The sequence below is a fragment of the Pedobacter sp. KH_004 genome (assembly GCF_057840755.1).
The window spans coordinates 4630984-4643687 of sequence record NZ_CM174519.1; the positions used below are offsets into that span (position 1 = coordinate 4630984).

Annotated in this window: 14 protein-coding genes; all 14 read left to right on the forward strand. The window is 37.5% G+C overall.

The features are described 5' to 3' along the window. Positions 1-8 precede the first annotated feature (8 nt). The 14 genes from pckA (at position 9) to nuoF (ending at position 12644) form a co-directional block, all read left to right on the forward strand. Positions 9-1604, forward strand: coding sequence for a phosphoenolpyruvate carboxykinase (ATP) (pckA, locus tag AC3ITD_RS19930; protein ID WP_489362385.1), 1596 nt, complete (start codon positions 9-11; stop codon positions 1602-1604). Between the two features lie 297 nt (positions 1605-1901). Beyond that, on the forward strand, positions 1902-2732 hold the full coding sequence (locus tag AC3ITD_RS19935) for a MotA/TolQ/ExbB proton channel family protein (protein ID WP_265797355.1): 831 nt from the start codon (positions 1902-1904) through the stop codon (positions 2730-2732). A 74-nt stretch (positions 2733-2806) separates the two neighbouring features. Next, positions 2807-3421: a biopolymer transporter ExbD gene (locus AC3ITD_RS19940; RefSeq protein WP_489362388.1), complete on the forward strand. Its 615-nt coding sequence runs from the start codon at positions 2807-2809 to the stop codon at positions 3419-3421. A 3-nt stretch (positions 3422-3424) separates the two neighbouring features. After that, positions 3425-3931: an ExbD/TolR family protein gene (locus tag AC3ITD_RS19945; protein ID WP_056850765.1), complete on the forward strand. Its 507-nt coding sequence runs from the start codon at positions 3425-3427 to the stop codon at positions 3929-3931. 18 nt (positions 3932-3949) lie between these two features. Then, on the forward strand, positions 3950-4771 hold the full coding sequence (locus tag AC3ITD_RS19950; protein ID WP_489362390.1) for an energy transducer TonB: 822 nt from the start codon (positions 3950-3952) through the stop codon (positions 4769-4771). Positions 4772-4778: 7 nt separating this feature from the next. Further along, entirely contained in the window at positions 4779-5006 is a 228-nt protein-coding gene (locus AC3ITD_RS19955) for a hypothetical protein (protein WP_489362392.1), read from the forward strand. 5 nt (positions 5007-5011) lie between these two features. Continuing rightward, positions 5012-5914 carry a PstS family phosphate ABC transporter substrate-binding protein gene (locus AC3ITD_RS19960; protein WP_489362394.1) on the forward strand — a complete coding sequence of 301 codons (903 nt, stop codon included), beginning with the start codon at positions 5012-5014 and terminating at the stop codon, positions 5912-5914. A 114-nt stretch (positions 5915-6028) separates the two neighbouring features. Beyond that, positions 6029-7750 carry a tetratricopeptide repeat protein gene (locus tag AC3ITD_RS19965; protein ID WP_489362396.1) on the forward strand — a complete coding sequence of 574 codons (1722 nt, stop codon included), beginning with the start codon at positions 6029-6031 and terminating at the stop codon, positions 7748-7750. Between the two features lie 82 nt (positions 7751-7832). Further along, positions 7833-8204: an NADH-quinone oxidoreductase subunit A gene (locus AC3ITD_RS19970; RefSeq protein ID WP_265797361.1), complete on the forward strand. Its 372-nt coding sequence runs from the start codon at positions 7833-7835 to the stop codon at positions 8202-8204. A gap of 223 nt (positions 8205-8427) precedes the next feature. Further along, the gene (locus tag AC3ITD_RS19975) at positions 8428-8970 is read left to right on the forward strand and encodes an NADH-quinone oxidoreductase subunit B (protein ID WP_039472971.1); all 543 of its coding nucleotides are present in this window, start codon (positions 8428-8430) and stop codon (positions 8968-8970) included. After that, entirely contained in the window at positions 8970-9470 is a 501-nt protein-coding gene (locus AC3ITD_RS19980) for an NADH-quinone oxidoreductase subunit C (protein WP_489362399.1), read from the forward strand. The genes AC3ITD_RS19975 and AC3ITD_RS19980 overlap by 1 nt, the downstream gene beginning before the upstream one ends. Positions 9471-9475: 5 nt before the next feature. Continuing rightward, the gene (locus tag AC3ITD_RS19985; protein ID WP_489362401.1) at positions 9476-10690 is read left to right on the forward strand and encodes an NADH-quinone oxidoreductase subunit D; all 1215 of its coding nucleotides are present in this window, start codon (positions 9476-9478) and stop codon (positions 10688-10690) included. Next, positions 10683-11195, forward strand: a complete 513-nt coding sequence (locus AC3ITD_RS19990) for an NADH-quinone oxidoreductase subunit NuoE family protein (protein ID WP_265797364.1) — start codon at positions 10683-10685, stop codon at positions 11193-11195. Before AC3ITD_RS19985 ends, AC3ITD_RS19990 begins: the two co-directional genes overlap by 8 nt. 81 nt (positions 11196-11276) lie before the next feature. Then, positions 11277-12644 carry an NADH-quinone oxidoreductase subunit NuoF gene (nuoF, locus tag AC3ITD_RS19995; RefSeq protein WP_489362403.1) on the forward strand — a complete coding sequence of 456 codons (1368 nt, stop codon included), beginning with the start codon at positions 11277-11279 and terminating at the stop codon, positions 12642-12644. Positions 12645-12704: the final 60 nt, after the last annotated feature.

Below are 12704 nucleotides of genomic sequence, written 5' to 3' on the forward strand. Positions count from 1 at the left end.
TTATTGTTATGAGCAAAAAGAAACTGCATGCGCCAGATTTAAGCTATTTAAATTTAGGCGAAAACAATGCCGTAAAGTACCAATTATCTCCAATGGAATTAATTGATGAAGCCTTATTAAATAAAGAGGGCGAATTAGCATCATCTGGCGCATTAGCTGTTGATACTGGCAAGTTTACCGGTCGTTCTCCCAAAGACAGATTTATCGTGAACGACGATATTACTGAAAGCACTGTTTGGTGGGGTGAGGTAAATATCAAAATTAGTCCGGCAAATTTTGATCAATTGTTTGCCAAAATCACAAGCTATCTGATAGATAAAAAAATCTACGTTCGTGATGCTTCCGCATGTGCCGACCCTGATTACTCCATTTCTATTAGGGTAGTGACAGAAACCGCTTATCAAAATCTTTTTGCAAACAACCTTTTTCTTAGACCAGAAATTGATGATTTAGGATCTACGCCCGAATGGACAATTATTGCAGCGCCGGGCTTTTTAGCAGATCCAATGGCAGACGGCACGCGGCAAGAAAATTTCTCCATTATCAATTTCACTAAGAAGATAATTTTAATTGGCGGAAGTGGATATACTGGAGAAATTAAAAAAGGAATTTTCTCTGTTTTAAACTTCATCCTTCCAATCTATAGAAATACACTTTCAATGCATTGTTCGGCAAATGTGGGTAATGATGGCGATACTGCAATATTCTTTGGTCTTTCAGGAACGGGTAAAACGACTTTATCGGCTGATCCTGAGAGAGGATTGATAGGCGATGATGAGCATGGCTGGGGAAATGATTCTGTTTTTAACTTTGAAGGAGGTTGTTATGCTAAATGTGTAGATTTAACAGAAGAGAAAGAACCACAAATATATAAAGCAATAAAATTCGGGGCACTTTTAGAAAACATTAATTTCTTCAATAATACTAAAGAGGTAGATTTTTCAAACATTCAAAAAACAGAAAATACGAGGGTAGCTTATCCGATTGATTTTATTGACAATGCGATTGTACCATCAATTGCTTCTGTTCCTAAAAACATATTTTTCTTAACAGCTGATGCTTTTGGCGTGCTGCCACCAATCTCGAGGTTGAATGTTGAGCAGGCCATGTTTCATTTTATGAGCGGCTACACAGCTAAGGTGGCAGGAACGGAGGCGGGTATTAACGAGCCTCAACTCACCTTTTCAGCTTGTTTTGGCAAGGCTTTTCTTCCATTGCATCCTTCAAAATATGCGGCGTTATTGGGTGAAAAAATGAAAGCCCATAAAGTAAATGTTTGGCTAGTGAACACGGGTTGGAGTGGCGGTCCGTATGGCGTTGGAAAGCGAATGAAATTAAGTTATACCAGAGCAATGATTTCTGCTGCTTTGAACGGAAATTTAGATCACCACCACTACAAAATGCACCATGTTTTTAAATTAATGATTCCTTTACATTGCCCTAACGTTCCCGATGAAATATTAGATCCATCGAAAACCTGGAGCAGCCAGGAAGAATACTTTTTGAAAGCTTATGAACTGGCAAATGCTTTTGCTAATAATTTTAAACAGTTTGAACAACCCAAAGTGTCAAAACTACACCAAGAAGAGTTAAAAGCGTGCTAATTTGTACTTAAAATACATTTTTTGGGCGAAAAATTTGCAATTAGGTTTTTTTTTAGTTTTTATTGTGAAAGAATTGCCTCTAGCTGGGGCAATTCTTTTGTTATGCACCTAAGTGGTTACCGTAAACTAAATGTTAAGTAACGATTTAATTGTTTATTGATTTATTAATTTGTAATTTAAAATCAATTTATAAATTTGTTTTTCGCAACAAAACCAGATAACAATCGTTGTGTGTAGTACAAAAGTAAAAACAGCTAAAAATTAAAAACAAGAACTAAAACTAAAAATTAAAAAAAAATGGCAAACGCACCAAAACCAACAACTGTTAAAAAAGAGAGCTCTTCAAGTGCTTCAAATGTTTTTGCAACATTAGTAATCCCAATTTGTATTGTAATCGGCTTTATCATTTGGAGATTTGTATTAGGAGATCCATCAAACTTTATCGACAATAACAACGAAAATTTACCATTACCAAACAACTATCCTGGTACAGCTTATAAAGGTGGTCCGATCGTAGCTATCCTAATCGGTTTATTATTAACTACAATCGTTTTCTCAATCGAACGTTTAATCGTTATTGGAAAAGCAAGTGGTAAATCAAGCTTAGATACTTTTATCATCAAAGTAAAAGGTTTCTTAAACGCTGGTAACATCGAAGCGGCAAAAGCAGAATGTGATAAACAACAAGGATCTGTTGCTAACGTAATCAAATCTGGTTTGAAAAAATATAGCGAAGTTGAAGCTGACACTAACTTAGATGTTGAGCAATCAATTGTTGCCATCCAAAAAGAAGTTGAAGAAGCTACAGCTTTAGAAATGCCTATGTTAGAGCAAAATTTAACTATTATTGCTACTTTGGTATCTATCGGTACTTTGATCGGTTTATTAGGTACAGTAACAGGTATGATCCGTGCATTCGCAGGTTTAGCTAACTCTGGTGCTCCAGATCAATCAGCATTAGCAGTAGGTATCTCTGAGGCACTAATTAACACAATGACTGGTATCGGTGTATCTACATTAGCAATTATCATGTACAACATATTAACTTCTAAAATTGATAAGTTGACGTATGCAATTGATGAGGCTGGTTTCAGCATCGTTCAAACTTACGCTAGCTCGCATAAATAATATTTTGAAAATATTTTTACCGGCTTTATGGAAAACCGGAAAAAAGATCATCATTATTAAAAAGTAAAAATATTATGCCTAGAATTAAAGTTAAAAGAACCAGTACAGTAACAGATATGACCGCCATGTGCGACGTAGCTGCACTGTTACTTACGTTCTTCATATTAACTGCTACGGCGAAACAACCTGAACCATTAGCGGTATCCACCCCTTCATCAACGTATGAATTTAAGGTGCCCGCTGAGAACAATGCAATTTTAACCATTGGTCAGGGTAAGGTTTTTTTCGAGGTTGCAGGTCAGAAAGTTAAGGCTAGAACCTTAGAGTTGATTGGACAGCAGTACAACATTACATTTTCTCCTGAAGAAATTAAAAAGTTTTCTTTAGTTGCATCATTCGGTGTTCCTGTATCAAGTCTAAAATCGTTTCTTGCACTTGATGGAGGTGAGCGTATGAAGCCGGGAGTACAAACTGGTATTCCAACAGATTCAACTGATAACCAGTTAAACTCGTGGGTACTACAAGCCCGTACTGCAACTGCAGAGGTTAATTCTCAACCAATGCGTGTAAGTATCAAAGGAGATTCAAAAGAAGAATATCCGGTAGTTAAAAAAATTGTGGATGTATTGCAGAAGCAAAAAGTAAACAAATTCTTATTGGTTACAAACGCTGAAGCTAGAAGAAAATAAGAAATGGCAGAATTAAACACAGGCGGGAAGAAAGCCACGCCAAGAGTCGATATGACGCCGATGGTAGATTTGATGTTCCTTTTGGTGACATTCTTTATCTTAACAACTTCAATTTCTACGCCACAGGCAATGGATATTGTGAAGCCAGATAAAGATGATAACAACAAGGACAATAGATTGGAACTGAAAGCTTCTAAAACCATGACTATTTTATTAGGTAAAAACGATAAGGTAGCTTGGTATATGGGAGAGGCTGGTGCAACAGCTCCAACTTTTGAAAATTTATCACAAGTTGAAAAATCGATCATCGACAACAGAAAAACAGCAGATGCATCTGGTGTAAAAGGAGAATTTGTGGTATTGGTTAAACCAACCAGCGGTTCTAACTTCAAAAACTTTGTTGATATCATGGATGAATTAGAAATATTGAAGGTAAAAGTTCGTCAGATTGATGATGACAATATCTTAGATAACGAAAAAGAAGCTATGAAAGCTCAAGGTATTTTATAATTTGTTAAATCAGTAACCATGTCAAAGTTAGATATTTTAAGAAGTCAGTGGATTGAAGTGGTTTTTGAAGGTAAAAACAAAAACTACGGCGCTTACCAGTTGCGTAAAACCAACGGGTCCAATACCACTAGGGCATTGATTATTGGTTCAATAGTATTTCTTGCATTCTTCTTCGCTCCTAAAATCTATGGCCTTATCAAAGGTTCAATGGATACCGAAGAGAAAGTTGAAAAAGCAAAAGAGGTAATTATTGCTCCACCGCCCCCAGTAAATCCAGAAACACCACCACCGCCACCGGTAGAGCCACCGCCACCAAAAGTGGATCAGGTAAAAATGCCACCTCCAATCGTAAAGCCAGATGAGCAGGTACGTGATGAGGAACCACCAACGGTTGAGAAATTAAAAGAAGCTGATCCAGGTCAGCGTGATATCAAAGGTGATCCAACTGCTGATATCGTGATTGCCGAACCAGTAGGTGAGGGTCCAAAAAGAGAAGCTGCTGTTGCTGTTGATGATAACAAAGTTTATGACTTCGTTAGTATCGAGAAACAACCAGAATTCCCGGGAGGTATTTCTAAGTTTTACGGTTATTTAAGTAAAGCTATTAAGTACCCACCAATGGCACAGGAAAACAACGTTCAGGGTAAAGTATTTTTATCTTTCGTTGTGGAAAAGGATGGTAAGTTAACTGATATTACAGTTACCCGTGGTTTGGGTAGCGGTACCGATGAAGAAGCTATCCGCGTACTAAAGGCAAGTCCACGTTGGAACCCAGGTATTCAAAATGGTAAGCCTGTAAGGGTAAAATACAACATCAACGTTAACTTTACATTGAACTAATTAGTAAATGTTAAATTTTGATATTTTTAAGCAAAAATCGCCTAAACAGCGGTTTTTGCTCATTTTAGGCCTAGTCACCTTCGTGCTTTATGTAGTAATGGGTCTAGCGTTTATCTTCTGGGAGCCCCTGGCCATTAGGTTTAATTTTATTCCAGCCTGGGGAAGAATAGCCATTGGTATCTTTTTAATCTTTTATGCTTTCATCAGGCTTTTAAGTTTGGGGAGACGAGAATAAGACACATGAAAAACATTCTTTATCTATTTATTGTACTGGGTTTACTTTCTTGTAAGAGAAAAGATAAACCCGCCGAAGTGAAGGAAACACGTACAAGCGGTACATTAAGAATTCTGGTAGACGAAAGTATAAGCCCGATTATAAAGGAGCAGATCAATATTTTTAATTTGGATTATCCAGATGCAAAATTTGAGCTAACCGTAAAACCAGAGGAGAAAATAATCCCTGCATTTCTAAACGATAGTGTTCGGGTAATTGTGATGCCGAGGTTACTCACTAAAGCGGAAGAAAAATACTATACACAGCGAGGAATAAGAATTAATTCTACAAGATTTGCAGTTGACGGAATAGCATTAATTACAAATAAAGACAATATTGATAGCACAATTACCGTTAAAGAAGTTGTTGATATTTTACAAGGTAAGGGTTCTGGAAAAAAATTGGTCTTTGATAACGCTTATTCAAGTACCTTTCAATACCTTAAGCAATTGGCTAATATAAGTCAGTTTCCAGCTCAAGGTGTTTACTCAAAAGATTCTAGCGCTGAGGTGATTAAACTTATTGCAGAAGACAAGACTTTTATCGGTATTTTAGGCGTTGATTGGGTTTCCGATAAGAATACACAATTATCAGAATATCTATCCAAAGTAAAAATGCTAGGCGTTAAAAACCTTAAAGGTAAGCCAGGTGACGATAAGTTTTATCAACCCACTCAGGATAATCTTATTAATGGTGTTTATCCATTCTTAAGAAATGTGAACATAATAGATTGCGAGGGAAGAGATGGTTTAGGCACAGGATTTGCAACATGGTTAAGAAGTCAGAGAGGTCAATTGATTGTACTTAAATCAGGACTAGGTCCGCACAAGTTAATGCCAAGACAAATTAATTTGACAAACGGAAAATAAACTATAAATTGAACCACGAAGTTGTAAAAACACTTCATTTAACTAAAATGGAATATCCGATGTATAAGACGTTTAACAAGCTTATATATCACTATTAAAAAACAATAAAGAACTATGAAAATTTCAAAGAAAGCAATAACCTTAAATCTAGGTTTGGTGTTGATGGGTTCTGCAGTTTTTGCTCAAAATTTAAATGACGCGAAAAAAGCCATTGACGCTGAACAGTACCAAAAAGCATCATCAATGTTAAAATCATTGGTGAGCTCGCAAGCATCAAACGGTGAAAATTATTATAATCTCGGTTTGGTTTACTTGAAAACTGGTTACATAGATTCGGCTCGTGCGGTATTTACCAAGGGTGTTACAGCAGATCCAAAAAATAATTTAAACTTAATTGGTTTGGGCGAAGCAGATATGTTGTCAAACAATCCGTCTTCCGCAAAAACTAATTTTGATAAAGCCGTTGCTTTAGATCCAAAAGATTACAAAACTTATCTGTATATCGGTAAAGCTTATTTAGCTCAAGATAAACCGAGTGATGACGTATCTAAACCTGATTATACTAACGCATTGGCTAATATTAACAAAGCCGATGAATTGGATTCGAAAGATAAAGATGCTGAGATCTTTTTAGCGCAAGGTGATGCGTATGCATTGCAGAAAAAGAATTCAGAAGCATTAGGTCCATACTTCCGTGTAAATGATATAGATCCGACCAACCGTAGAGCAAAAACTCAGATTGGTAAAATGTATAAAGAATCGAGAGCATTTCCAGAAGGTGAAAAAGAATTACAAGATGTAATTGCGGCTGATCCAAATTATGGTCCTGCCTACCGTGAACTAGGCGAGCTTTACTTACAGTGGAGTAGCTTTGGTACCGATCAGGAAAAAGCAAAAAAAGGAATTGAGAACTATAAAAAATACATGGATTTAACCGATAAATCTTTGGAATCTCAGTTGCGTTACGCTCAGTTCTTGTTTTATGCTAAAGATTATCCTACTTTAGAACAAGTAGCGTCATCTATTCAGGCGCCTGCAGGAAGTGCAAAGGCAGCTGTTGTTGATAGAATGAAAGGTTGGGCGGCTTATGAAAACAAGAACTATCCTGCAGCCTTAACTAGCATGACTTCTTTCTTTGCAAAGGAAAAAGACACAACCAAAATTTTAGCCAACGATTACCTTTACCTGGGTAAAGCACAGCTACAAGCTGGACAAGATAGTTTAGCTTTAAACAATATTATCAAGGCAACAAGAGTAGATTCTGCTAACGCTGATGCGCTGTCGGAAGCTGCTGCTGCATTATATAAAGCAAAAAAATATGCTAAATCGGCTGACGTTTACGAATTAGCTGCTAAATATAATCCAAATGGAAAAGGGTCTCTTTATAACTATTTATATATCGGTATAAACAGGTTCTTAGAATCCTATTATTTGAAAAAAGATAAAAAGCCACTGAATATTGAAGGTTTAGTTAGAGCTGATACGGCTTTAGGTCAACTATCTAAAGCTTCACCGGATTTTGCTTTAGCATATTTTTACAGAGCTAGGATCAATGACTATATCGATCAAACCAAAAATGGCGATGCGACAAAAGGTTTGATGATTCCTTATTATGAAAAATATGTTACGTTAGTTAAGCCAGAAGAACAAGCTTCGGCGAAAAACAACTTAATTGAATCATACAGGTTATTAGGTGCATGGTATGCTGATAAAGACAAACCAAAGGCAATTGATTATCTTAATAAGTGCTTAGCATTGGATCCTGCAGATACATACGCAAGTGCGAAATTAAAGGAGTTAAGTGGAGCTGCGGCACCAAAAGGAAAAGGTAAGTAATTAACAAGTTAAATAATTTAGAAAAGGCAGAGTTTGGTTACTCTGCCTTTTTCTTTTACTTTTGCATCAGAAAATAATGATTATGCAAGCGCAAAGTACCTCAATAGATTTTTTACCGATAATATTTCAGGTAATCGTAGCCCTGGGTTTCGTTGTTACCACTCTAGTGGCTACACACTTTTTAGGCCCAAAACGTAAAACACTCGATAAATTAGAAACATTTGAAGCAGGTGTAAAATCTGTTGGTAATGCTCGTCAGCCGTTTTCAATTAAATATTTTGTGGTGGCAATATTATTTGTGCTTTTTGATATTGAAGTTATCTTTATGTATCCTTGGGCAGTAAATTTTAGAGCATTAAAAATGGATGGCATGATTGAGATGTTCATCTTTATGGGAACCTTATTGTTGGGCTTCATCTATGTGATCAAAAAGAAAGTATTAGACTGGAACTAAAAGGCTAAAGGTATCGTTCACAAGTAGCATAGTTATCGGTTTAAAAGGGGTTGAAAGTGAAAATTACCAACTGCAAACTGGATGTATATCATGCACACTAACCAATAGGAGTTTTAGCTATTTAGAAAGGTTCTAAATCGAGTTAAGCTTGTTTAATTGCCTTTAAAATATTGTAAATTTGTTGCTCATTCTGCAAAGGGATGAGCATTTTTTGTTTATAAACATGAGTGAAATTAATATAGTTGATGCGCCTCCAGGAACCGAGGGACCTGGATACTTTGCCACTTCGTTAGATAAAGTGATAGGTTTGGCTCGTTCAAATTCATTATGGCCTCTACCGTTCGCTACTTCTTGTTGCGGAATTGAGTTTATGGCAACCATGGGTTCTCACTACGATTTAGGTCGTTTCGGTGCAGAACGTTTGAGTTTTTCTCCTCGTCAAGCCGATGTTTTAATGGTTATGGGGACTATCGCTAAAAAGATGGCACCGGTGTTAAAGCAAGTTTATATCCAAATGGCGGAGCCGCGTTGGGTAATGGCAGTTGGAGCTTGTGCAAGTAGTGGAGGTATTTTCGATACTTATTCTGTTTTGCAAGGTATTGATGAAGTAATCCCTGTGGATGTTTACGTTCCGGGTTGCCCACCAAGACCAGAAGCTATTTTAGACGGTTTCCAGCGCATTCAGGATTTAGTAAAAAATGAATCTGGCAGAAGAAGAAATTCTGATTATTACAAAGAACTTTTAGGTCAATACGGCATTAAGTAATGGAAGAAACGACGTTGAATAACACCATCCACGTTAAGCTAACTGAAAAGTTTGGTGAAAAAGTTACCGCCGTTTCTGAGCCTTATGGTTTATTAACCTTCGTAACCTACAAAGATGTAATCGTAAATATACTTTCACATCTTAAAGAGGAGTTAAAATTTAATTTCCTTACTGATATTACAGCGGTTCATTATCCTGGTAAAGACCATGGTATTGCTGTTATATATCATCTGCATAACATGGTAGAAAAAGTGCGGATTAGAATTAAAGTTTTCATTTCTGAGCAAAATCCTACCATACCAACGGCGACAACAATTTGGAAAGGTGCGAACTGGATGGAGAGAGAAACCTACGATTTATTCGGGGTTAAGTTTGAAGGTCATCCCGATTTACGCCGTATTTTGAATATGGATGATTTAGGTGTGCATCCAATGTTGAAGCAATATCCATTGGAAGACCCGAACCGAGTTGATAAAAAAGATGAATTTTTTGGAAGGTAATTTATATGAATCATAACCATCCGGTATATACAGATAACGACCCGCAAAGTGAGCTAGTAACCTTAAACTTAGGTCCAACGCACCCTGCAACACATGGGGTTTTTCAAAATGTTTTGCAGTTAGACGGCGAGCGTATTGTAAGCGGCGTTTCTACAATTGGGTATATCCACCGTGCTTTCGAAAAGATTGCCGAGCATCGCCCTTTCTATCAAATTACACCATTAACCGACCGTTTAAATTATTGCTCATCGCCTATTAACAATATGGGTTGGCACATGACGGTTGAAAAGTTGTTAAATATCCAGATGCCTAAACGTGTAGATTATCTTCGCGTAATTGTGATGGAGCTTTCGCGTATTGCCGATCACATTATCTGTAACACGATTATCGGTCAGGATACTGGAGCAACAACTACTTTCCTTTACCTGTTCCAATTCCGTGAGCATATTTACGAAATTTTTGAGGAAGTATGCGGCGCCCGCTTGACAACAAACATTGGCCGTATTGGTGGTTTTGAAAGAGATTTCAATGAATTGGCCTTTGCGAAGATTAATAAATTTTTAAAAGAGTTTCCGGTTGCTTTGAAAGAGTTTGAAAATCTTTTAACCCGTAACCGGATTTTCATTGATAGAACAGCTGGTGTTGCGGAAGTAACTCAAGAGGCTGCTTTGGAGTATAGCTGGACTGGCCCACTTTTACGTGCAACGGGTATAGATTATGATGTTCGTGTAAGCGACCCATATTCTTCGTATCAGGACTTCGATTTTGAAGTCCCCGTTGGAACGAGTGGTGATATTTATGACAGATATTTGGTTCGTAACGAAGAAATGTGGCAAAGTTTGCGAATTATTGAACAAGCCATTGTGAAGTTGAAAACAGAGCCAAAAGGTATTTTTCATGCCGATGTTCCTGAATTTTATCTTCCTCCAAAACAAGAAGTTTATAACAATATGGAAGCATTAATTTATCACTTCAAAATTGTGATGGGAGAAATTGATGCACCAAAAGCAGAAGTTTATCATGCTGTAGAAGGTGGAAATGGTGAATTAGGTTTCTATTTAATTAATGATGGAGGTCGTACACCATATCGTTTACACTTCCGCAGGCCAAGTTTTATAAATTACCAGATGTTTGCACCAATGAGCGAAGGCATGTTATTGTCTGATGCCATTATCAACATGAGTAGTATGAATATTATTGCAGGAGAATTAGATGCTTAAAGTAGAAGAACAAACACCTGTAGTGTTCTCATCAGAATTGCTTGCCAAATTTGATGATGTTAAAAGTCGTTATCCTGTGGGTAAGGAAAAATCAGCTTTGCTGCCATTATTACATTTAGTACAAGCAGAATTTCTTTGGGTTCCTACATCTGCGATGGATCAAGTTGCTGAGTATTTAGATATTCAACCCATTGAAGTTTACGAGGTAGCAACTTTTTACACCATGTATTTCTTAAAACCTCAGGGAAAATATGCTTTAGAGGTTTGCCGTACTGGTCCTTGTTGCTTAGTTGGTGCAGAAAAAATATTAGACCACTTAGAAAATAAGTTAGGTGTTAAAGAAGGGGAAGTTACAGCAGATGGTTTATTCAGCTTTAGAGGAGTTGAATGTTTAGCCGCCTGTGGTTTTGGTCCGGTACTACAAATTAGCCCGGAATACACTTTCTACGAAAACTTAACTACTGAAAGTGTAGATAAACTGATTGAAGATTTGAAAAATAAATAAGATTTGAGAAACTAGATATGAGATATGAGAATTGGCAATTTGTCTAACATCTCAAGTCTCACATCTCACATCTAAAAAATAATGAGTCGCAAATTATTACTTGAACATATAAACGTACCTGGCATCAATACACTTGAGGTCTATCGCCAAAAAGGCGGGTACCGTGCTGTGGAAAAAGCCCTTAAAACTTTAACCCCTGAAGAGATTGTTGAAGAAGTTAAGAAATCAGGCTTACGCGGTCGTGGTGGTGCGGGTTTCCCAACGGGAATGAAATGGAGCTTTTTGGCTAAACCAGAAGGTGTTGCCCGTTATTTGGTTTGCAACGCTGATGAGTCTGAGCCAGGAACTTTCAAAGACCGTTATTTAATGACCTATATTCCTCATGCCTTAATTGAGGGAATGATTGTATCTAGTTTTGCTTTGGGTGCAAAGGTTTCATACATCTACGTTCGTGGAGAAATGATGCCTCAAATCCGGATTTTGGAAAAGGCAATTGCAGAAGCAAAAGCTGCTGGATGGCTAGGTAAAAACATTTTAGGAACAGGTTACGATTTAGAATTATATGTTCAGCCGGGTGGTGGTGCTTACATTTGCGGTGAAGAAACTGCATTGTTAGAATCACTTGAAGGAAAAAGAGGTAATCCAAGAATTAAACCGCCATTCCCAGCTATTGCAGGTTTGTATGGTTGTCCAACGGTAGTAAATAACGTAGAGTCGATTGCAGCAGTTGTCCCTATCATAAATGATGGTGGTGATGAATATGCAAAAATAGGTATCGGTAGAAGTACAGGTACAAAATTGATATCAGCATCTGGAAATTTAGTAAAACCTGGTGTTTATGAAATCGAGTTAGGCTTACCAGTTGAAGAATTTATTTATTCTGATGAATATTGTGGTGGTATTGCCAATGGCAAGAAGTTAAAAGCAACGGTTGCAGGTGGTTCATCCGTTCCGGTCTTACCTGCTAATTTAACTTTGAAGTTGGCTAATGGGGAACCTCGTTTAATGAGTTACGAATCATTATCAGAGGGCGGATTTGCTACAGGAACGATGATGGGTTCGGGCGGTTTTATCGCTTTCGATCAAGACCAATGTATTGTCCGCAATACCTGGAATTTCTCTCGTTTCTATCATCACGAAAGTTGCGGACAATGTTCGCCTTGCCGTGAAGGTACTGGATGGATGGAAAAAGTATTGCACAAAATTGAGCATGGCCATGGTTCAATGGATGATGTAGATTTACTTTGGGATATTCAACGTAAAATTGAAGGAAATACTATTTGTCCATTAGGGGATGCGGCAGCCTGGCCAGTGGCAAGTGCCATCCGCCATTTCAGAGACGAGTTTGAATGGCACATTAAAGAACCCGTGAAGAGTCAGCAGCAAAATTATGGTTTAGCAAGCTACGCTACGCCGATAGAAAAGGCTCCGGTAACGGAAGAAAAGTAGACATACCAGGGGGAGAGCAATTGGTTCTTAAATTAGCGCGAGATCCTAAGCCCTACGTCG

Excerpts from the sequence above, each read along its gene's own strand:
- pckA (WP_489362385.1), top strand. The coding sequence starts at position 9 with ATGAGCAAAAAGAAACTGCATGCGCCAGATTTAAGCTATTTAAATTTA.
- AC3ITD_RS19935 (WP_265797355.1), top strand. The coding sequence starts at position 1,902 with ATGGCAAACGCACCAAAACCAACAACTGTTAAAAAAGAGAGCTCTTCA.
- AC3ITD_RS19940 (WP_489362388.1), top strand. The coding sequence starts at position 2,807 with ATGCCTAGAATTAAAGTTAAAAGAACCAGTACAGTAACAGATATGACC.
- AC3ITD_RS19945 (WP_056850765.1), top strand. The coding sequence starts at position 3,425 with ATGGCAGAATTAAACACAGGCGGGAAGAAAGCCACGCCAAGAGTCGAT.
- AC3ITD_RS19950 (WP_489362390.1), top strand. The coding sequence starts at position 3,950 with ATGTCAAAGTTAGATATTTTAAGAAGTCAGTGGATTGAAGTGGTTTTT.
- AC3ITD_RS19955 (WP_489362392.1), top strand. The coding sequence starts at position 4,779 with ATGTTAAATTTTGATATTTTTAAGCAAAAATCGCCTAAACAGCGGTTT.
- AC3ITD_RS19960 (WP_489362394.1), top strand. The coding sequence starts at position 5,012 with ATGAAAAACATTCTTTATCTATTTATTGTACTGGGTTTACTTTCTTGT.
- AC3ITD_RS19965 (WP_489362396.1), top strand. The coding sequence starts at position 6,029 with ATGAAAATTTCAAAGAAAGCAATAACCTTAAATCTAGGTTTGGTGTTG.
- AC3ITD_RS19970 (WP_265797361.1), top strand. The coding sequence starts at position 7,833 with ATGCAAGCGCAAAGTACCTCAATAGATTTTTTACCGATAATATTTCAG.
- AC3ITD_RS19975 (WP_039472971.1), top strand. The coding sequence starts at position 8,428 with ATGAGTGAAATTAATATAGTTGATGCGCCTCCAGGAACCGAGGGACCT.
- AC3ITD_RS19980 (WP_489362399.1), top strand. The coding sequence starts at position 8,970 with ATGGAAGAAACGACGTTGAATAACACCATCCACGTTAAGCTAACTGAA.
- AC3ITD_RS19985 (WP_489362401.1), top strand. The coding sequence starts at position 9,476 with ATGAATCATAACCATCCGGTATATACAGATAACGACCCGCAAAGTGAG.
- AC3ITD_RS19990 (WP_265797364.1), top strand. The coding sequence starts at position 10,683 with ATGCTTAAAGTAGAAGAACAAACACCTGTAGTGTTCTCATCAGAATTG.
- nuoF (WP_489362403.1), top strand. The coding sequence starts at position 11,277 with ATGAGTCGCAAATTATTACTTGAACATATAAACGTACCTGGCATCAAT.